General features: G+C 66.7%; 16 protein-coding genes. 8 read left to right on the top strand and 8 right to left on the bottom strand.

Features of this window, described 5'->3' with window-relative positions; genetic code table 11:
- Positions 1–122 precede the first annotated feature (122 nt).
- Genes CXY83_RS09805 through CXY83_RS09795 form a run of 3 tightly spaced genes read left to right on the top strand, consistent with a single transcriptional unit; the run spans position 123 to position 4,899 of the window.
- Positions 123–1,085 carry a 3-oxoacyl-ACP synthase III gene (locus CXY83_RS09805; protein ID WP_233193205.1) on the top strand — a complete coding sequence of 321 codons (963 nt, stop codon included), beginning with the start codon at positions 123–125 and terminating at the stop codon, positions 1,083–1,085.
- A gap of 2 nt (positions 1,086–1,087) precedes the next feature.
- Positions 1,088–3,913 (top strand): alpha/beta fold hydrolase, encoded by a 2,826-nt coding sequence (locus CXY83_RS09800; RefSeq protein ID WP_104197183.1) that lies wholly within the window; start codon positions 1,088–1,090, stop codon positions 3,911–3,913.
- Positions 3,910–4,899: an NAD(P)-dependent oxidoreductase gene (locus CXY83_RS09795; RefSeq protein ID WP_104197182.1), complete on the top strand. Its 990-nt coding sequence runs from the start codon at positions 3,910–3,912 to the stop codon at positions 4,897–4,899. The genes CXY83_RS09800 and CXY83_RS09795 overlap by 4 nt, the downstream gene beginning before the upstream one ends.
- A 125-nt stretch (positions 4,900–5,024) precedes the next feature.
- On the opposite strand, the gene CXY83_RS09790 is transcribed toward CXY83_RS09795, so the two are convergent.
- The 3 genes from CXY83_RS09790 to CXY83_RS09780 all read right to left on the bottom strand — a co-directional run bounded on the left by CXY83_RS09790 (position 5,025) and on the right by CXY83_RS09780 (position 6,876).
- A complete protein-coding gene (locus CXY83_RS09790; protein ID WP_369831147.1) occupies positions 5,025–5,387 on the bottom strand; it encodes a GntR family transcriptional regulator in 363 nt (120 codons plus the stop codon).
- A complete protein-coding gene (locus CXY83_RS09785) occupies positions 5,384–6,430 on the bottom strand; it encodes a hypothetical protein (protein ID WP_146069900.1) in 1,047 nt (348 codons plus the stop codon). Before CXY83_RS09785 ends, CXY83_RS09790 begins: the two co-directional genes overlap by 4 nt.
- Before the next feature lie 68 nt (positions 6,431–6,498).
- Positions 6,499–6,876, bottom strand: coding sequence for a GntR family transcriptional regulator (locus tag CXY83_RS09780; RefSeq protein ID WP_104197180.1), 378 nt, complete (start codon positions 6,874–6,876; stop codon positions 6,499–6,501).
- A gap of 171 nt (positions 6,877–7,047) precedes the next feature.
- On the opposite strand from CXY83_RS09780, the gene CXY83_RS09775 reads away from it, so the two are divergent.
- Complete coding sequence (locus tag CXY83_RS09775) at positions 7,048–7,815, top strand: ABC transporter permease (protein ID WP_104197179.1); 768 nt, start codon at positions 7,048–7,050, stop codon at positions 7,813–7,815.
- 7 nt (positions 7,816–7,822) lie between these two features.
- Here CXY83_RS09775 and CXY83_RS09770 read toward each other — a convergent pair whose 3' ends face one another.
- On the bottom strand, positions 7,823–8,260 hold the full coding sequence (locus CXY83_RS09770; RefSeq protein WP_092106650.1) for an Lrp/AsnC family transcriptional regulator: 438 nt from the start codon (positions 8,258–8,260) through the stop codon (positions 7,823–7,825).
- Positions 8,261–8,484: 224 nt separating this feature from the next.
- On the opposite strand from CXY83_RS09770, the gene ddaH reads away from it, so the two are divergent.
- The 3 genes from ddaH (at position 8,485) to CXY83_RS09755 (ending at position 11,726) form a co-directional block, all read left to right on the top strand.
- Positions 8,485–9,339 carry a dimethylargininase gene (ddaH, locus tag CXY83_RS09765; RefSeq protein ID WP_104197178.1) on the top strand — a complete coding sequence of 285 codons (855 nt, stop codon included), beginning with the start codon at positions 8,485–8,487 and terminating at the stop codon, positions 9,337–9,339.
- Positions 9,340–9,385: 46 nt separating this feature from the next.
- Positions 9,386–10,651 carry an ornithine--oxo-acid transaminase gene (gene rocD, locus CXY83_RS09760; protein ID WP_104197177.1) on the top strand — a complete coding sequence of 422 codons (1,266 nt, stop codon included), beginning with the start codon at positions 9,386–9,388 and terminating at the stop codon, positions 10,649–10,651.
- A gap of 112 nt (positions 10,652–10,763) precedes the next feature.
- On the top strand, positions 10,764–11,726 hold the full coding sequence (locus CXY83_RS09755) for an alpha/beta fold hydrolase (RefSeq protein ID WP_104197176.1): 963 nt from the start codon (positions 10,764–10,766) through the stop codon (positions 11,724–11,726).
- Positions 11,727–11,830: 104 nt separating this feature from the next.
- Here the strand turns inward: CXY83_RS09755 and CXY83_RS09750 are convergent, their stop codons facing one another.
- Entirely contained in the window at positions 11,831–13,210 is a 1,380-nt protein-coding gene (locus CXY83_RS09750; RefSeq protein ID WP_104197175.1) for an alpha-hydroxy acid oxidase, read from the bottom strand.
- Positions 13,211–13,222: 12 nt separating this feature from the next.
- Positions 13,223–13,939 carry a FadR/GntR family transcriptional regulator gene (locus CXY83_RS09745; RefSeq protein ID WP_104197174.1) on the bottom strand — a complete coding sequence of 239 codons (717 nt, stop codon included), beginning with the start codon at positions 13,937–13,939 and terminating at the stop codon, positions 13,223–13,225.
- Positions 13,940–14,323: 384 nt separating this feature from the next.
- Here CXY83_RS09745 and CXY83_RS09735 point away from each other — a divergent pair, with 384 nt between their 5' ends.
- Complete coding sequence (locus tag CXY83_RS09735) at positions 14,324–15,628, top strand: sugar ABC transporter substrate-binding protein (RefSeq protein ID WP_233200764.1); 1,305 nt, start codon at positions 14,324–14,326, stop codon at positions 15,626–15,628.
- Between the two features lie 17 nt (positions 15,629–15,645).
- Here the strand turns inward: CXY83_RS09735 and CXY83_RS09730 are convergent, their stop codons facing one another.
- Together CXY83_RS09730 and CXY83_RS09725 are read right to left on the bottom strand one after the other, a co-directional pair.
- Positions 15,646–16,527: a 2-hydroxyacid dehydrogenase gene (locus tag CXY83_RS09730; protein ID WP_369831146.1), complete on the bottom strand. Its 882-nt coding sequence runs from the start codon at positions 16,525–16,527 to the stop codon at positions 15,646–15,648.
- Positions 16,528–16,676: 149 nt separating this feature from the next.
- A complete protein-coding gene (locus tag CXY83_RS09725; protein ID WP_104197172.1) occupies positions 16,677–18,914 on the bottom strand; it encodes a S8 family serine peptidase in 2,238 nt (745 codons plus the stop codon).
- Positions 18,915–19,267 lie beyond the last annotated feature (353 nt).

The raw sequence follows: 19,267 nt of genomic DNA, 5'->3' as shown, positions 1-19,267 counted from the left end.
GTGGGGCAAACTGGTAGGGGACGTATAATTACCGCTGTCCACAATTCGACAGGGGTTGACGCTTGAACGGAAATGCGACGACGACGCATCGAAACGTCGCTTTGTTGTCGGTAGCCAGTCTCATGGCGCCCCTCATCACGACGTCCGAAGAAATCGACCGACGGTTGAAGCCTGTTCTGACGCGCCTCAAGCTGCCCACCGGGCTGCTGCAGCGTGTGGCCGGAGTCTACGAGCGACGCAACTGGGGCCCGAACGAGACCTTCGACGACGCCGCGGTCAAGGCCGGCGAGATCGCGTTGCGGGAGGCCGGCATCAAGCCCAGCGACGTTGGCCTGCTGATCAACACTTCGGTCACTCGCAAACACCTCGAGCCCTCGGTCGCCGTGCGGATCCACCACGGACTCGGCCTGCCGTCGTCGGCGATCAACTTTGACATTGCAAACGCCTGCCTCGGTTTCGTCAACGGCATGACCCTCGCAGCGCAGCTCATCGACTCCGGCCAGATCAAGTACGCAGTGATCATCGACGGCGAAGACGCCGACGAGATCCAGTCCAACACGATCGAACGCCTCGGCCGCCCGGGCATCAAGCGCAAAGACTTCATGAGCGAGTTCGCGAGCCTCACCCTCGGCTCCGGCGCAGCCGCCGCAGTGCTCGGCCCGGCGGACGCGCACCCCGGCGGGCACCGCATCCTCGGCGGTGTCACCCGCGCGGCAACCCAATTCAATGACCTGTGCGTCGGCAGTGTCGACGGCATGTTCACCGACGCGAAAGCGTTGCTCAGGGGCGGTATGGAACTCGTCGTTTCGGCGTGGACCGAAGCCAAACGGGACTGGAGCTGGTCGAATATGGATCGCTACATCCTGCATCAGGTCTCAAGCGTGCACACCAACGCCATCATCAAGGCCACCGGCATGGACAAGACCAAGATTCCGCTGACCTTTCCCACCCTCGGCAACGTCGGCCCGGCGTCGATTCCGATCACGCTCGCGCAGGAGGCCTCGACGCTGAAATCGGGCAACCGGGTGCTGCTCATGGGCGTCGGCTCTGGCCTGAACACCGCCATGATGGAACTCGTTTGGTGAGGGTGGGCCCCCGGCGCCTTCCCGTCGCCACCTCGGACCCGGCCGCATTGCCACCGGCAGGCCTGCCCGGGCTGAACCCGGTGTGGTCGCGACTGATCGAGGTCACGGAGAGCGGCAGTGCTGGCGGTGTGACCCACGGCTGGCACCTGCTCGACAACGGCCCAGAGCTTGACGCGCTCGGCGTGATTCCGGTCGGCACAATTCTGTGTGTGCACGGCAACCCGACCTGGTCCTACCTCTGGCGCGGTCTGCTGGCCTCGGCAACGGAGGCCGCGGCGTCGGGCGCGCCAGCCTGGCGCGTGATCGCCGTCGACCAGCTCGATATGGGCTTCTCGGCACGCACCGGGAGGTTTCGCCCGCTCGCTCGCCGGGTGCAGGACCTCGCCGACCTGACAGACGCCCTCGAACTGGCTGGTCCGGTGATCACTCTCGGCCACGACTGGGGCGGAGTGGTGTCCCTCGGCTGGGCCGTCGACCATCCCGAGCTGCTGGCCGGCGTCATGCTACTGAACACCGCGGTGCACCAGCCGGCCGGCGATCCGATTCCGTCGCCGCTGCGGCTCGCGCTCGGGCGCGGCATCCTCGGCCCGGCAACCGTGACCACGCCCGCCTTCCTCGCTACGACGCTGGCCCTGGCGCATCCGCCGCTGTCTGCCGCGGTGAAGCGCGGCTACCGCGCGCCGTACCGAACGAGCGCTCGCCGGGGCGGTATCGGCGGTTTCGTCGCCGATATCCCGGTAGCCCTCGGGCACGAGAGCCGGGTTGAACTCGACCGCATCGCCGAGGGCGTGCGCTCGCTCACGGTGCCCACGCTGCTGCTGTGGGGTCCGCGCGACCCGATCTTCAGCGACCGCTACCTCGACGACCTGGTCGAACGGATGCCGCACGCCCGCGTGCACCGGTTCGAGGGCGCTGGCCACCTGCTCGCCGAAGATGCGGACTACGCCGCCGCCGCGCTGCTCTGGCTGGGCGATGCGCTCGTGAGCGCTCCCCTCGAGGTCTCGGGCGCGGGCGCGGGCTCGGTATCGGGCGCGGTATCGGGCTCGGGCTCGGTCGAGCCGAGCGAGACGGCCGTCTCGGGGAGCCTTGCCGCGTGGGCGGCAGCGGGCACGCATCCGCTCTGGCATTACCTCGACGAATTACAGGCCTCCGACGACACCGCCCTCGTTGACATGCAGCCGGCCCCTCGCGCCGTCAGCTGGCGACTGCTCTCGCTGCGCGTGCGGCAGATTGCCGCCGGACTCGTGCACATCGGCGTCAAACCCGGCGACCGAGTCTCGTTGCTCGTGCCGCCAAGCGCCGACCTCACCGCGGTGCTCTATGCCTGCGTACGCATCGGCGCCATCGTCGTCGTAGCGGATGCCGGCCTCGGCCTGGCGGGCCTCACTCGCGCCGTGCGCGGCGCCCGCCCCGACTTCGTCATCGGGGCCGCTCCCGGCCTCCTGGCCGCCCGGGCGCTCGGTTGGCCCGGACGTAAAATTTCGGTCGCAGGCTTTCCGGCCCCGATGGCCCGGCTGATCGGCGTCGAGCACACCCTCGCCGAACTGATCAGCCTGGGCCAGGCCCGCCTCAGTGCCGGTGACGGGCTTCCGCCCGAACCCGCGCCGAGCGATGCGGCCGCCGTGCTGTTCACGTCGGGTTCGACCGGCCCGGCCAAGGGGGTCGTCTATACGCACGGCCAGCTCTCGGCCGTGAGCCGCGCGCTCTTTCTGCAGTACGGCGTCGGTGTCGGCACCGGCCTCGTCGCCGGATTCGCCCCGTTCGCGCTGCTCGGTCCGGCCCTCGGTGCCCGCTCGGTCACCCCCGACATGGACGTCACCGCGCCGAAGACCCTCACCGCGTCTGCCGTCGCGTCCGCCGTCGCCGCGATCGACGCGACGGTCGTCTTTCTCTCGCCCGCGGCCCTCGTGAACGTCGTCGCGACCGCCGCTGCGCTCACGCCGGCCGACCATGCTGCCCTCGCCGGGGTGCAGCGTTTTCTCTCGGCCGGTGCGCCGATCTCTGAGAGCCTGCTCGCCCAGGCCGCGGCGCTCATGCCGGAAGCGACCGCGCACACGCCATACGGCATGACCGAGGGCCTGCTCATGGCCGACATCACGCTCGAAGGCATCCGCGCCGCGGCTGCGAGTGTCGCACAATCGAAGTCGGTGCAGGCCGTAGCGCACGACGGCGAGTCGGTCCCGGCACCGCCAGACCCGGCGAACCCGGCCGGGGGAGTCTGTGTCGGCGGGTCGACCGCGACCACTCGCATCCGTATCAGCGCGCTCGACGCGAGTGGGGCATCCGTCGGTGACCTCTCGGAGGAACCCGACGTGACCGGTGAGATCGTGGTCTCGGCGCCGCACGTGAAGGACCACTACGACCGCCTCTGGCTCACCGAGCGCGGCTCGCGGCGTGGCGGAGTGCCGGGCGAACGTTGGCACCGCACCGGCGACGTCGGCCACCTCGACAGCGCAGGCCGCCTCTGGGTCGAGGGCCGCCTGCCGCACGTCATCGTGACGGCCGACGGCGTGGTCACCCCGGTCGGTCCGGAGCAGCGGATCGAAACCCTGCCCGACGTTTCTCGTGCGGCGTTCGTCGGCGTCGGCCCTCTCGGCACCCAACAGCAGGTCGCCGTGCTCGAAACCGTGCCGCCTGCCCGCCGCGCTCACCGGGCACCCGAGGCGCTCGCCGCTGCCGTGCGCTCGATGGTCGGCACACCGGTCGCTGCAGTGCTCGTGGTTCCGGGCCTGCCGACCGACATTCGGCACAACTCCAAGATCGACCGCAGCCGATTGTCGCGCTGGGCCACCGGAATCCTCTCTGGCGGTCGCTGGGTCAAGCCATGAGAGTGCTCGTCACGGGTGCCAGCGGATTTCTCGGCCGTGCCGTCGCTGCCCGTATCAGCGCGGCCGGGCACGAGGTACGCACCTTTCAACGCCGGCCATCCGGCGTGCCCGGCGTCGAAGATGTGCACGGTTCGATCACGACGCCCGCCGACACTCCCTATGCCGGCCTCGCCTACGCCGTGAGCGGTATGCACGCGGTCGTGCACCTCGCGGCAAAGGTATCGCTCACCGGCGACCCGGCCGCGTTCGAGGCGGTGAACGTTGGAGGAACGCGCACCGTCGTGCAGGCCGCAGCGGATGCCGGCGTCTCCCGTTTCGTCTACGTCTCCTCACCGTCCGTTGCCCATGCCGGCCGTTCGATCATGGGTTCTGACGCCCTGCCGGCCGCGCCCGGGCAGGCTCGCGGCGACTATGCCCGCACCAAGGCACGCGCCGAACTGCTCGCGCTCGCCGCCGACGCTCCCGAATTCAGCGTGGTCGCCGTGCGTCCGCACCTGGTCTGGGGCCCCGGGGATACCCAGCTGATCGACCGGATCGTCGATCGTGCCCGCCACGGGCGGCTGCCGCTGCTCGGACACGGTGCGGCGCTCATCGACACGACCTACGTCGACAATGCAGCCTCCGCGATCCACGCAGCGCTCGATGCCGCCGAGCGGGTGCACGGGCAGTCCTATGTGATCACCAATGGTGAACCACGCCCGATTGCGGAACTCCTCGCGGGAATCTGCGGCGCGGCCAACGTACCCGCGCCAGCCTGGCGGGTGCCGGCATCCGCTGCCCGCGCCGCCGGCTCGTTCATCGAGGCCATCTGGCGCGCTCGCCCGGGAACGGATGAGCCCCCGATGACTCGGTTTCTGGCCGAGCAGCTTTCGACCGCACACTGGTTCGACCAGCGTCGCACCCGCGCCGACCTGGCCTGGGCCCCCGAGGTGTCGCTCGACGAGGGCTTCGCCCGCCTGGCCGCCCACTACCGCCCGGCTCCCTAGCCCCCACCACTGCGGACGGGGCCCGGGCCCCGTCCCTGGGCCCAGTTTATAAACTAGGCCCAGGGCTCGGGCCCAGGCCCCGTCCGGTTAGCGCGTCTCGTGCGCGCGAAGGGGGGGGGCTCACGCTACAAACGGATGCCGAGGGCTGCGCGCGCAAACCCGAGCGCTTCCTCGGGCTCCACGCCGAGCTGTCGCGCCTTGCCGGCGAAGGTGGCGGCGGCAACCTGGACCTGTTGCTGGGCGGCATTTCCGCTCGCGGCGATGAAGGATCCGTTCCGGCCCCGCGTCTCGATGACCTCGTCACGCTCGAGTTCACGGTAGGCGCGGGCTACCGTGTTGGCGGCGAGCCCCAAATCTTCGGCAAGCCTGCGCACCGTTGGCAGCTTGTCACCGGGGGCCAGATCACCCGAGCGCACCGCGGCGAGCACCTGCACCCGTAACTGTTCGTAGGGCGGAGTTGCAGACCGCGGATCGACCAGCAGCATCATGCGGAAGCCTGGGTTCGGTTGCCCGGATCGGCCTGATCGTCGGCCTGATCATCGGCCTGATTGTCGGCCCTATCATCGGGCCGATCACCACCACCGGCAGCGGCGCGCGTGCGGCGACGGTCGAGTTCGATGGCCGTCTGGGGCCACAGCCTGCGCAGAAAGTGCATTGTGCTGCGGTTGCGCATGCTCGTCAGGCTCCAGCTGACCAGCACGACGATGAGTACCGGGCCCATAATCGTGAACGAGCCGGCCAGAATCTCGTCGATCGAGCCGGGCACCGGCAGGCTGATCGCCTCGCTCAAGGAGAGAAACAACACGCAGGAGCTCGTGGCGGCGATGATCCCGGGAATCTCGATGAGGCTGCGCAGGGTGGTGCTGCGAAAAGCATCACTCCAGGCAAGTTGGATGTACGTGTCGGCCGGTTGGCCGCGGCCGAGCAGAGCGTTCGCCGCCGCCCAGGTCACCAGGCTCGCAGCGGTTGCGAGAGCTAACAGCAGCCCGGCCGGCCAGAGAATCGTGCGCACCGAGACGTCGTCGAACACCCGATCCGGGTTGATCGCAATGACCCCAAGCACGGCGATGTAGCTCAGGGTGGCGAGGCCCAGCAGGCCCAGTGAGAACGCGCGGTGCAGCCGGGTGACGTAGTCGGTCAGCCCGGGAAAGGCGCTGCGCGCCAGTCGTGGCGCCTCAGCGACAGGGGCGAACGCCGAGCGGGAATCGTCACCGATGAGGGCGACCGTCGATCCGACCGTCATTGCTACAACGATCAGGAACCCGTTCCCCAAGTTCTGGTTGCCGTCCGTCACGACGAGCGCCGCGACGCTCAAAACGAGTCCGACCATCGACCCGAGCACCCCTGCGCGTTCGCGGCGATGGATTCGGCCCGACAGCTCGGGAACGATCTCAGGAACCAACGCGAGCCCGACCTGCCGTGAGTACGCCTGCAGCATCCGCCTGCGTGGTTCGGCTCGTGCGCTATGAATTATGCGGATGCCAAGACCCGCCAGTACCAGCGCCGCCAGGATCAGTACGACCGTGTCCACAAAACCTCCCTTTTGTGTGAATTCTGTACCAGAGTAGCAATACAAAATGCGCGATACAAGGCCGCTGGTCAGGCGTCGGAACGGCGGTTCAGTGCATCGGTGACCAGGGCGAGCGCCGCGGCCGGGCTCAGGCCGAGCTGCTCGATCCGTGCCGCGAACGCGTCGGCAGCAGCCTGCGCGTGTCGTTCTGCCGAATCAACATTGGGGGCGACGAAAGATCCGAATCTGCCCCGCGTTTCAATCACACTGTCCCGCTCCAGCTCGCGATAGGCACGCGCGACGGTGTTCGTGGCCAGGCCAAGCTCGGCGGCCAGGGCGCGCACAGTGGGCAGGCGGGTATCGTGGGCCAATTCGCCGGAGCGCACGGCCGCAACGACCTGGCTGCGCAACTGCTCAAACGGCGGCGTGCTCGATCGGGAATCGATGGCAATAAAGGATGTGGGCATGGGACCCTCCGTTCGACGTCATGAGCAATTTTGCCTCGCTACAACGAAAGCTGCAACAGCATACCCACGGTACGTTCTCCCGAGATGTTTCGCAGAATCGGGTAACGAGTTGCTTCAGCATCAGTGGAACAACCATCTCTGCGCTCTCGCGTGGCCGCGTAGGCTCGAACCATGACTTTTCCGGCCGACCTCCCCGCAGAATTGGCCGGGCTACTGCCGACCCTGGTCGGTGTCGTGCTGCTTCTCGCGGTGGTCGTGACGGTGCTGCGTGTTTATCGCACGCAGCATCCGTTTGCCCCGGCACTCGCACTGCTGCGCGGAACCCTGCAACTGGCCGCGATCAGCCTCATTCTCAGCGGCATCATCAACGATCCGCTCTGGGTTGGCGTCGGACTGCTCGTTATGTTCGCAGCGGCCGTCGTGACCGTCACTCGCCGCATCGGCTTCAGCCGCCCGCATCTGGTGCGCGTGGCTGCGGCGATGGCGCTCGGCGTGGGCATCACGCTGACCATCGTGTTCACTACCGGGGCGATCGAGTTCTCGCCGCGCTACGTGCTCGCGATCGGCGGGATCATCATCGGCAACGCCATGTCGATCGCGACGCTCAGCGGGCGCCGCTTCTCGGAGGCGGTCGGTGATCACTGGGACGAAGTTGAGGGCTGGCTTGCGCTCGGGGCCACACCACGGCAGTCCACCCGCGACCTGGCCAGGCGGGCGGTCTACTTCGCGATCATTCCGTCCACCGACCAGACCAAGACCACGGGGCTGGTGACACTGCCGGGAGCGTTCGTCGGAGCGATCTTCGGGGGAGCCTCACCGCTCGAGGCTGGTCGGTTTCAGATCGTCGTGCTCGCCGGAATCCTCTGTGCCGGATCGATCGCCGCGGTCACCCTGCTTCACCTGATCTCTCCGGTGCAGCAGAAGCCGCTGCCCGGATAAAAGCCGGCTACTCGATTGAGCGATGGATCAGGCGGGAGAGCACGATCGCGCTGCGGGTGTGGTCGACGTTGGGGGCGAGGCGCACCTTTTCAAGGGCCGCTTCCAGGCCGGGAATGTCGCGGGCGCGAATGTGCACCATGGCGTCGGCGCTGCCGGTGACGGTTCCCGCATCGACAACCTCGGGCACCCCCGAGAGAATACGCAGCAATTCGTCGGGAGCCACCGTGCCGCGGCAGAACAGCTCGACGTAGGCTTCCGTGCTCATGCCGTCGACCGCCGGGTCGACCTGGATGGTAAAGCTGCGAATCACCTTGTCGGCCACCAGGCGGTCGACGCGACGTTTCACAGCGGATGCCGACAGCCCCACCACCGAGCCGATGTCACCATAGCCCGCGCGCGCGTTCTGGCGCAGCAGGTCGAGAATACTGTGATCAAGGTTGTCCATGGGGCGAGTCTAGGGGGCGGTTATACGTAAAATTGCGTCAATACCGTATATCTCGAAGATTTCTTGCGCAGATCAGCGTGAAACGTCGAATCATGCTGTGTGAGACTAAGAGCGGCGTCCCGGAACGATCGCTGTTGTTCGTGCCGGGCTCACGTGAGCGACCTGGTCCGCCATTCACCCGAGTTCCGAGGGTCGACAGGCCCGCGGATCCCCGAAGGAGCCCCATGTCGATCAACTCAGTCATCCCCGTCCTTGCCGAAGACCTGGCCGTTCCCGTGCGTATCGCCACCAAGCGCACCGTGCTGATGTGCAAGCCGCAGTTCTTCACCGTGGTGTATCGCATCAACCCCTGGATGGACCCGGCCCTGCCCACCGACACCTCGCTCGCCGTCGCCCAGTGGCAGACCCTGTACGACACCTATGTCGGTCTCGGCTTCGACGTGCAGCTGATCGATCCGATCGACGGCCTGCCCGACATGGTCTACGCGGCCAACGGTGGCTTCGTCATCGACAATCAGGCCTACGGCGCCAAATTCACGCACGTCGAGCGCCAGCCCGAGGGCCCCGCCTACATGGGCTGGTTCGCCGCCAACGGCTTCGACGTGCGCGTACCGGTCGAGACCAATGAGGGCGAGGGCGACTTTCTGTTGGTCGGCGACGTCATCCTGGCCGGCACCGGCTTTCGCAGCGATTCCAACAGCCACGCCGAACTCTCGGCCATCGCCGGGCGCCCGGTCGTCACCCTGCGCCTGATCAATCCGAGTTTCTACCACCTCGACACCGCCGTCGCCGTGCTCGACGACACCAACATCGCCTACCTGCCGAGCGCCTTCGACGCGCCGAGCCTCGCGATTCTGCAGGAGCGTTACCCCGACGCGGTCATCGTCACCGAAGAAGATGCCGCCATTTTGGGCCTCAACTCGTATTCCGACGGCTACAACGTCGTCATCGCGGCCCGCGCCAAGGACTTCGAACGCCAGCTGCGCGCGCGCGGTTACAACCCGATCGGCGTCGACCTGTCCGAGCTGCTGCTCGGTGGCGGCGGCGTCAAGTGCTGCACGCTCGAGCTGCGCCGATGACACTGCGCCCCTCAACACTGCAAACGTCAATCTGAAGGAGCACGTTATGACCCCGAACCTGACCGACGCGAAGACTGAAGCCGCCGCATCCGTTTCGCCAGCTGCCGCTGCCCTGATCAGAGAGGAGAGCGCGCACGCCGCGCATAATTACCACCCACTCGAGGTCGTCGTTGCCTCGGGGGACGGCGCCTGGGTAACGGATGTCGCTGGTCGCCGCTACCTGGACTGCCTGGCCGCGTACTCCGCCGTGAACTTCGGGCACTCCAACCCGGTACTGCTCGACGCCGCCCGCACTCAGCTGGGCCGCATCACCCTGACCAGCCGGGCCTTCTACAACGATCAGCTCGGCCCGTTCGTGACCGCGCTTGCCAAACTCGCCGGTAAGGACATGGTGCTGCCGATGAACACCGGCGCCGAAGCCGTTGAATCCGGCATCAAGGTGGCCCGCGCCTGGGGCTACCGGGTGAAGGGCGTCGCGCCCGACCTGGCCAACATCATCGTGGCCGCCGGCAACTTTCACGGCCGCACCACCACCATCATCAGTTTCTCCGATGACGAGTCTGCCCGCGCCGATTTTGGCCCGTTCACGCCCGGTTTTCGCACCGTGCCCTACGGCGATGCCGTGGCCCTTGAGGCCGCGATCGACGAGAACACGGTGGCCGTGCTGCTCGAACCCATCCAGGGTGAGGCCGGCATCGTTGTGCCGCCAGCGTCGTATCTGCCGGCCGTGCGCGAGATCACCAAACGCCTGGGTGTGCTGTTCATCGCCGATGAGATTCAGTCGGGCCTCGGTCGCACCGGATCGACCTTTGCCTGCGACCTCGTGGGCGTCGTGCCCGACCTGTACCTGCTCGGCAAGGCCCTCGGCGGCGGCATCGTTCCCGTCTCGGCCGTGGTCGGCAACACCGACGTTCTCGGAGTGCTGCACCCGGGCGAGCATGGTTCGACCTTCGGCGGCAATCCACTCGCCGCGGCCGTCGGCCTGGCCGTTGTGAACCTGCTGGCCACCGGCGACTACCAACAGCGTGCGACCGAACTCGGTGCGCGCCTGCACGCAGGGCTCAGCGTGCTGATCGGCCACGGCGTGATCGCCGTGCGCGGTGTGGGGCTCTGGGCCGGCATCGACATCGACCCGTCGCTGGCCGCGGGCCGGGTGGTGTGCGAGGCCCTTCTTGCCCGCGGCGTGCTCGCCAAGGACACGCACGGGTCGACCATTCGACTCGCGCCGCCGATCGTGGTGTCTGCTGAGGACGTGGACTGGGCCGTCGAGCAGCTGCGCCTCGTGCTCGCTGACCTCGCCGCCGCGAAGTAGGCCCCCACCCCGCGCCAGCTGCTGCCCGGCCACGCGGCGGGGGGCCGACAGGGAGTGTCGGCATGTGACGACTGGCCGGGGCGCGGCGGCCAGGCACTCTAGGCTGGCAATCATGTACACCGACCTGCCCGAAACCGAACTCCGCGCCTATCGCAGCGGTCAAGTCGACCCCGCTGATTTCGACGCGTTTTGGGCCGACACGCTCGCCGAGGCCGACCGGCATCCGCTCAATGCCATCGCCACGCGGGTCGATTGCGGGCTGAGCACGCTCGACGTGTTCGACGTGACGTTCGCGGGGTTTGCCGGGCAGCCGATCAAAGCCTGGTTGCGCGTTCCTGCTGGCACTGGCGCTCCGTTGCCGACCGTCGTGCAGTTTCACGGCTACGGCCGGGGGCGCGGGCAGGCGTTCGAGAACCTGCTGTGGGCATCCGCCGGGTACGCGCACTTCGAGATGGACCTGCGCGGTCAGGGATTCAGCGGCAGCACCGGGGACACGGGTGACGATGCGGGCAGCGGACCGCAGGTACCCGGTTTTATGACTCGCGGCATTGAGTCCCGCGAAACCTACTATTACCGTCGGTTGTTCACCGATGCGGTGCGCGCCGTCGCGGCGGCCCGCAGCCTCGAGCTGGTCGACTCCGCGCGAGTGGGCGTCGTGGGCCGCAGTCAGGGCGGCGGTATTGCGCTCGCTGTGGCTGGGCTCGTGCCCGACCTGGCCGCCGTGGTCGCGCGCGTCCCGTTTCTCTGTGACTTTCCGAGGGCATCCGTCATCACCGATGCGCTGCCGTATCGTGAGCTCGGCCAGTACCTCGCGACCAATCGGCTGAGGGCGACACAGGTACACGACGTACTGGCCTACTTCGACGGTGTCAACTTTGCCAAGCGCGCCACCGCGCCGGTGACGATGACGGCGGCGCTGATGGACCCGATCTGCCCGCCGTCAACAGTGTTCGCTGCCTACAACAATTACGCCGGACCGAAGCAGATCACGGTCTGGCCGTACAACGGGCACGAGGGCGGCGCCTGGGAAGACGACGCTCTCGCCCTGCGGGCCTTCAGTGAGCGCCTCGCCTGACGCGTGCGCCAGTACCTGGAGGACGACCACGCACGTCAGGTGACCGTGCGGTGCGCGTTCCATGTACGAGATGCCGGCCTGCTGGCGTATGCACTCCGTCTCGCCTACTCTGTCGGAGCCGCCTTCTTCGGCGCACGCTTCACCGGAGCGCTCGTGACGACAGCGGATGCGCTGACCGTCTGCTTGGGCAGAGCGCCCGTGCGCACGGGAGCTCTGCGCGCCGGAACCGCCAGGGCGGCATCGACCAGGGGCGCGGCCACCGGCTGGAGCCGGGAGAGCTGGGTCACGTGGCCGGGGTTCAGTTCTTCGAGCGCGTTCACGCCGAGCAGACGCATGGTGCGGGCCACCTGCTCCGACAGAATCGCAATCGTGCGGTCCACTCCGGCCTCACCGCCGGCCATGAGGCCGTAGAGGTAGGCGCGGCCGATCATCGTGAAGCGGGCGCCGAGGGCGATCGACGCGACAATATCGGCCCCCGACATGATGCCCGTGTCGAGGTGCACCTCGGTGTGTGCGCCGACCTCGCGCGCGACCCGCGGTAGCAAGTGGAACGGGATCGGCGCACGGTCGAGCTGGCGACCGCCGTGGTTGGAAAGGATCATGCCATCAACGCCGAGGTCGACGAGGCGCTTGGCGTCGTCGATGTTCTGCACACCCTTGACGACGACCTTACCGGGCCACTGCGCCTTGATCCAGGCGAGGTCTTCAAAGTCGACGGTCGGGTCGAACATCGAATCGAGCAGGTCGGCGACGGTGCCGCTCCAGCGATCAAGGCTCGCAAAGGAGAGCGGCTCGGTGGTCAGAAAGTTGATCCACCACTCCGGGCGCGGTAACGCGTTGACAACGGTACCGAGGGTGAGCGCTGGCGGAATCGAGAAGCCGTTGCGCTTGTCGCGTAGGCGGGCGCCGGCGACGGGCACGTCAACGGTCACCAGAAGCGTGTCGTACCCGGCCTTGGCGGCCCGGTCGACGAGCGCCATCGAGCGGTCGCGGTCCTTCCACATATACAACTGAAACCAGTTGCGCCCGTTCGGGTTGGCGGCTTTGACGTCTTCGATCGAGGTCGTGCCCATGGTCGACAGGGCGAAGGGGATGCCGGCCCGGGCCGCGGCATGCGCCCCGGCAATTTCTCCCTCGGTCTGCATCATTCGGGTGAAGCCGGTGGGTGCGATACCAAAGGGCTGGGAAACCGGGGCACCGAGCACGTCCCAGCCGGTCGACACGCTCGATACGTCGCGCAGAATCGACGGGTGAAACTCGATGTCTTCGAAGGCCTGGCGAGCCCGGCCCAGCGAGATCTCGGCTTCGGCTGCGCCCTCGGTGTAGTCGAACGCAGCCTTTGGCGTGCGCTTCCTGGCGATGGCCCGCAGGTCGGCGATCGTGAGCGCCGCATCGAGGCGGCGCTTCTTCGCGTTGAGCTCGGGGGTCTTGAACCTCATCAGCGGGGCGAGGTCTGTGATCTTGGGGATGCGTCGTTGAATCATGGTCGTCCTTATCTAGTGTGCGGTGAGCTGGGTCTCGGCGTAGTACCCCGAAATGTGGGACTGGACGGCGAGGCGGGCGGCATCGGCTTGACCGGTCAGGATGGCGCGGAGAATGCCGCGATGCTCGAGCATGAGACGAGCGGATGTTTTCGGCCAGCTCGCCAGACCCAGCGCGCCCGCCCGTGCGTACCCCTCGATGGCGCTGCGGAGGCCGGCCATGGTCGCGGTGATGACCAGGTTGCCGCTCGCTTCGGCGAGAGAGAGGTGAAACTGGGCGTCGAGGGCGAGGAATTCGGCTTCGGTAAGGGAATGGTCTTCCATGGCGGTGAGGATTTGCGCGGAGCTGGTCAGATCAGGAGAGCTGGTGCGGCACGCCTCGGCCAGCTCGGCGACGATGGAACCTTCCAGCACGAGACGGGTCTTCACCACGTCGGCTACCGGAAACCCCTGGGCTGCGACCTGCAGGCGCATGAGCGACGACATGCCGCCGCCGGGGCGAGCGACGATGATCGCGCCGGCCGAGGGTCCGGAGCCGACGGCGGTGCGAATGAGACCCAAGACCTCGAGCACCCGCAGTGCTTCCCGCACGCTCGATCGACCGACACCCAGGTCGGCCGCGAGGGTGCGTTCGGGCGGCAGGTGGTCGCCTGGGCTGAGGCGTCCCTCGAGCAGGTCGAGTTCGACGGCATCGAGCACGACCTGCCAGGCGCGAAGGCTGATCGCGGTCATGGGGTCCTCTCGGTCGACGAGCTGTGGTCTGACCACAAACTATACGACTTCGCGGGGTTTGCGGGATACAGTTTCAGCCAACCCGGGAGAGACCATGACCGCTGCGTCCCAGCTCATCGACCTGAGACTGCCCGACGGATCGGGTGGCAGCGCCGCCTAAAAGCCGTGCTGGCGATTCCCTCAGGTGACGGCCCGTGGCCCGGGGCTCGCGCACATCCTCGGCGCCGGCCCCGACCCGGTGGCCGCCGCCGACGCTTGGAGGCGCATCGAAGCGTTTTTCGGCGAGCACCTTGCGGCGTCTCAATAGTGTTGGAAGCGGGTTGCAACTGGTAGCCTCCAACAAGAACAGGGGACACCATCGCCAAACGCTCAACCATTATCGCCATGGTCACCGTCGCATCCGTTGTCGCCATCGGAGGTGCGGCCACTGCGCTGGCGCTGACTCCGCAAACCGGCTCCGACACGACGCTGACCGTGCGGGTCTGGGACGAACAGGTCGCGCAATCCTACGAAAAGTCGTTCACGGCGTTCGAGGAAGCCAATCCGGGCATCGATGTCGCCGTCAACGTTGTACCGTGGGCCGACTACTTCACCAAACTACGCGTCGACGTGGCGGGCGAGACCGCCGACGATGTGTTCTGGGTGAACGCCGGCAACTTCGCCGACTATGCCGTCAACGGCAGCCTGATGAACATAACGGATGCCCTCGGCTCCGACGCTCAGGTCAACTGGCAAACCAGCGTCATCGACCAGTACACCCTCGATGGTGCGCTCTGGGGAGTACCCCAGCTGGCTGACCCCGGGATCGGACTGTATTACAACGAGGAACTCCTCGCGGCAGCCGGTATCGACCCGAGCAGCGTTGGTGACCTGCACTGGAATCCGGCCACCGGCGAAGACACCCTGCTGCCCGTGCTGCAAAAGCTCACCGTCGACACCAACGGCAACACCGCCGACAGTCCAGCGTTCGACCCTTCGCAAATCGTGCAGTACGGCTACAACGCCGCCAACGACCTCAATGCCATCTACCTCAACTACCTCGGATCGAACGGTGCAGCCCTACAAGACGGCGACGAGTTCGTCTTCGACACGGCTGAGGGGCAGGAGTCGTTCCAGTACGTGATCGACCTGATGAATAAATATCACGTGGCCCCGTCGGCCGCCGACACCAACCTCAACGGCGACTTCGCGCTCGACCAGTTTCTGCAGGGCAAGATGGCTATGTTCCAGAGCGGCGTCTACAACCTCAGTAACGTGAGCGATGGCGCCGGCTTCACGTGGGGTGTCGCGGCGATTCCGTCGGGTCCGGCCGGCGCGATCAGCGTCACCAACGGCGTCATCGCCGCTGGCAACGCCGACTCGAAGCATCCGGGACAGACCCGCAAACTACTCGAGTGGCTCGGCAGCACCGCGGGCAGCGCGGCTATCGGCGAAGACGGGTCGGCATCGCCGGCCGTCATCGGTGCGCAGGCCAGTTATGTCGAGGCGTGGCAGCAGCGGGGCATCGACGTGACCGCGTTCATCGATGTGCTCGAGAACGGCACCGTGCAGGCGCCGCAGGGCGCGAGATGGGCCGAGGCCTCCGACGCGTTCGAGTCGATCTTCGCCGAAATGTTCCTGGGTCGTATTCCAGTCGACCAGGCCCTGCGCACCGCGCAAGCCAGTGCGAACGCGGCCATCGACGGCTGAACAGGTTGATGCAGCGACTAACTCTTCAACACGACGTTGAGCGGGGTCTCGTCGCGCAGCATCCGGTCTATCTGCTCGCGCACCAGCCGAGCCATGCGAGGCAGCATGGCGCTCGAGGCGCCGCCGACGTGTGGTGAGATGAGCACATTCGGCAGGGCGAAGAGCGGATGCCCCGCCGGCAACGGTTCCGGCTCGGTCACGTCGAGTGCGAGCCTGAGGCGGCCGCTCGTCGCGTGCGCGAGCAGCGCGGCGGTATCGGCGACCGGGCCGCGGGCAATGTTCACGAGCAGGCTATCGTCACGCATCTGGGTCAGGAACGCGTCGTCGACCAGGTGGGTGGTCTCTGCAGTCAGTGGAACGCCGACGACGACGATGTCGGCCTGTGGCAGCATCTCGGAGAGGGAATCGAAGCCGTAGATCGCGCCGCGCTCATCGTTGCGGGCCGTGCGCGCAACGCGGATGACCGTGGTCTCGAAGGCGAGCAGCCGGCTCTCGATGGCCTGACCGACACCGCCGTAGCCGAGTAGTAACACCGTGCGGTCGGCGAGGCTCGGGTGATGGGCCGGCGCCCATTCGCCGGCGTCGGCGGCGCGCACAAAATCGGGGATGCCGCGCTGGGAAGCCAGGATGAGGGCGAGGGTGAGCTCGGCGGTGGAGGCTTCGTGCACGCTTGCAGCATTGGCGAAGACGTGCCCGGCAGGGATGACCTGATCGACACCGTCGTAGCCGATGGACTGGCTCTGTACTAATCGGGTCTCGACACCGGCGAGGTGCGCGAGTCGGTCGGTCCCGCCCATATACGGCGTGACGACGATGTCGAACCGCGGCCGGGGAGCGGGGCCGTCGAGCGCCCNCGTCGAGCGCCCATTCGACGACTTCGACGCCGGCAGGCAGTTCACCGACCGCCTTGCGCAGGAGGGAATCGGGCAGGCTGACCAGCAATGGATTCATCCCCCGAGCCTACTTCGCCCGTGCGCGCCGGCTAAAGGTCCGGGCGAACCGCCAGCCGGACCGGTGCCGTAGGTCTCCCCACCGAAGTCGTGCGGGATCAGGCTTGAGGAAAACGCGTCTGCGCCTTTGTCAGGTATTCCGCACTGCTCAGCACGGCCGAGCGAACTGCCTGATTGCCGTGGGCGATCACCAGGGGTGTCCAACTGCGGATACCTGCGGGATCACTGCCGCGGTTGAGAAACAGCTCGTAGACAATCGCGATGCGTTCGGCCGCTGACTCTTCGGAATTCCAGATACCGTTGACGGCCCTGGCCGTTCCGAACAGCCGCACCTGTTCAGCCCAGTAAGTCAACTCGCTGGGGCCAGCCGCCCGCACCAGGAGATCCTGGTAGAGCACATTCGTGAAGCCGGAAGGGGTTGAACCGGCGCGTTCGTAGTATTCGAGGCTTTTCATGAACGTCATCTGCACTTCGTCGACGGTCGCGGTTCCGATATGGATGCGATTGAGCCAATCGTTGAGGCCAGCCTGATCGTACTCGCGGTGCAAGACGGTTCGATACGCCAGCTTGATCTGGCTGACGAGATATTCATCGCTGTTCAGCACGGAATTGGCGACCTGCACTACCGGCCAGCCCTGCTCCAGAAGTGAGTACCGCCAAGCTTGCAAACCGCCAGCATCGGGGGTGCGCCCCAGCACGTCATCGTACACCGCGTAGATGAGCGCCGTGGCGCTGTCAGACGCGGTTGGGGGCGTCGCGACGGGAGTCGTCGCGACAGCGAGGGGCCCGCCCCACGTGCCGGCGCCAATGCGATTCACGGCGGCGACCCGATAGTAGTACGTTGTGTTTGCCGTCACCGATGCCATCTGGTGAGACAGTCGCACGCCGGATCTTTCGTCTAGCACCGTGGACCATGTCGTCCCATCGGTTGACGCCTGCAGGCGATAGCCCAAAACTGCGTTGCCGGTACCGTCTGTGGTGTTCCACTTCACCAGTCCGGCAGCGGACGCCGCCAGCCCGCCCGGCGCGCTCGGCAGGAACGGCGTCCGCAATACGAGGTTGGCTGACGTTGAGCTGGCTGCGGTCGCGTATCCCGACCCAAAGCGAATTGTTGAATTCAGCGGCTGGTCGCGGGTCGACACGAGAGCGCCCCTCTGAGCGGATGACAGCAGCGCCGAAGTCGTCTGCGCGGGAGTGGCCGTGGGGTGCTCAGCCAGGTAAACCGCGGCCGTACCGGCGGCCACCGGGGCTGCAAACGAGGTGCCGCTCACTACGGTCTCGCGGGAATCAGTGGCCGACGTTAGCACGCCCAAGCCCGGCGCAAACAGATCGACGCAGGAACCCGCGTTGGAGAAGTATGCCCGCCCTTCGAGGCCAATGCCACCGACCGCTGGGTCAAGGGCGCCGACCGTGAACGCCGTCGGTACACGGGCCGGTACAACTTGGCAGGCGTCGGGAACGTCTGCACCATCGGTAACGTTTGGTCCATCGGAGGCGTCTGCGTTATAGGCATCGTCTGGGACGACGGCATCGTTGCCTGCTGCGATCGCCACAAAGAACCCCGCCGCGACGGCATTCTCAACGGCACTGTCCAGCGGCAGGAAGTCGGGATCCTTCGCTGTGTCGAGGGCGCCGAGGCTGAGGTTGATGACGCCGGGGGTGCCAGCTGGATGAGTCGACATGATCCAGTTGAGGCCTGCGATGATGTCAGAGCCGGCACCGACTCCGTTGCAGTCCATTACCCGAACGGGAACGACCGTTGCTCGCTTGGCCGCTCCGTACACGGTGCCGGCGGCCGTGGTGGCGACGGCGGTGCCATGGCCGTTGCAGTCCGTGCCGCTGATGCCCGCGATCGCGTCGAATCCCGACGTCACGCGTCCGGAAAGGTCAGTTATATTCCGTTGCACCCCGGTGTCGACGACGTAAATGCGAACGCCCACTCCTGCGGAGGCCGGATACCAGTACTCCTGATTTGTGCTCGCGGCGTGTGTCGTTGCCAAATATTGATCGAGGCGGTCGAGTTGCCACGGAGCGTCGCTTTGTATATCGCTGATCGACAACGTCACATCTTTGGCGACGACCACCCCTGGTTCCGCGCCGAGCAGGGCCGCCTGATCAGGCGTGAGTTCCACAATGGCACTCACCACTTCGCTCAGCACCTCGGCGTCGGCGGCCGGCACGGTGGCAAGAGCCTCCTTGAGAACAACCAGCGACGTTGCGTCTACGAGATAGCGCTCGAGCTCCGAGGTCGCAGCTGCGGGGGCGCCGACGCCCGCCACGATAACGCCGGTGCACAACAGAATCGCCAAGAGCATCGGTTGAATTCGGTGGAACATGGGAACTCCGACTGCTCAGGGGTACTCAAAGGAAGGCCAACGCCGCGACACAGCGCCTGAGCAGTCTACCGACCGGCTTTCAAAACCATCAGAGACCAACGTGAATGCCTCCATTGACGTGCTCGCCAATGGCGCCGTGCAGGCGCCGCGGTGCGCACAAAATGGGGGGATACTGCGCTGGGAGGCCAGGATGAGGGCGAGGATGAGCTCGGCGGTGGAGGTTTCGTGCACGCTCGCAGCATTGGCGAAGACGTGCTCGGCGGGTAGAACCTATTCGACGACTTCGACGCCGGCAGGCAGTTCACCGACCGCCTTGCGCAGGAGGGAATCGGGCAGGCTGACCAGCAATGGAT

The organism is Cryobacterium sp. M15 (assembly GCF_002929675.1).
In the GTDB taxonomy this organism is placed as follows: domain Bacteria; phylum Actinomycetota; class Actinomycetes; order Actinomycetales; family Microbacteriaceae; genus Cryobacterium; species Cryobacterium lyxosi.
Note: the sequence above shows the minus strand (reverse complement) of the source record. Positions and strands in the feature narration are given on the sequence as shown.

Bases quoted from the DNA above. Each gene is read 5' to 3' on its own strand.
- CXY83_RS09790 (WP_369831147.1), bottom strand. From the start codon at position 5,387: ATGATGCTGCTGGTCGATCCGCGGTCTGCAACTCCGCCCTACGAACAG.
- rocD (WP_104197177.1), top strand. From the start codon at position 9,386: ATGACCCCGAACCTGACCGACGCGAAGACTGAAGCCGCCGCATCCGTT.
- CXY83_RS09750 (WP_104197175.1), bottom strand. From the start codon at position 13,210: ATGATTCAACGACGCATCCCCAAGATCACAGACCTCGCCCCGCTGATG.
- CXY83_RS09735 (WP_233200764.1), top strand. From the start codon at position 14,324: ATGGTCACCGTCGCATCCGTTGTCGCCATCGGAGGTGCGGCCACTGCG.
- CXY83_RS09755 (WP_104197176.1), top strand. From the start codon at position 10,764: ATGTACACCGACCTGCCCGAAACCGAACTCCGCGCCTATCGCAGCGGT.
- CXY83_RS09775 (WP_104197179.1), top strand. From the start codon at position 7,048: ATGACTTTTCCGGCCGACCTCCCCGCAGAATTGGCCGGGCTACTGCCG.
- CXY83_RS09745 (WP_104197174.1), bottom strand. From the start codon at position 13,939: ATGACCGCGATCAGCCTTCGCGCCTGGCAGGTCGTGCTCGATGCCGTC.
- CXY83_RS09795 (WP_104197182.1), top strand. From the start codon at position 3,910: ATGAGAGTGCTCGTCACGGGTGCCAGCGGATTTCTCGGCCGTGCCGTC.
- ddaH (WP_104197178.1), top strand. From the start codon at position 8,485: ATGTCGATCAACTCAGTCATCCCCGTCCTTGCCGAAGACCTGGCCGTT.
- CXY83_RS09770 (WP_092106650.1), bottom strand. From the start codon at position 8,260: ATGGACAACCTTGATCACAGTATTCTCGACCTGCTGCGCCAGAACGCG.
- CXY83_RS09780 (WP_104197180.1), bottom strand. From the start codon at position 6,876: ATGCCCACATCCTTTATTGCCATCGATTCCCGATCGAGCACGCCGCCG.
- CXY83_RS09725 (WP_104197172.1), bottom strand. From the start codon at position 18,914: ATGTTCCACCGAATTCAACCGATGCTCTTGGCGATTCTGTTGTGCACC.
- CXY83_RS09805 (WP_233193205.1), top strand. From the start codon at position 123: ATGGCGCCCCTCATCACGACGTCCGAAGAAATCGACCGACGGTTGAAG.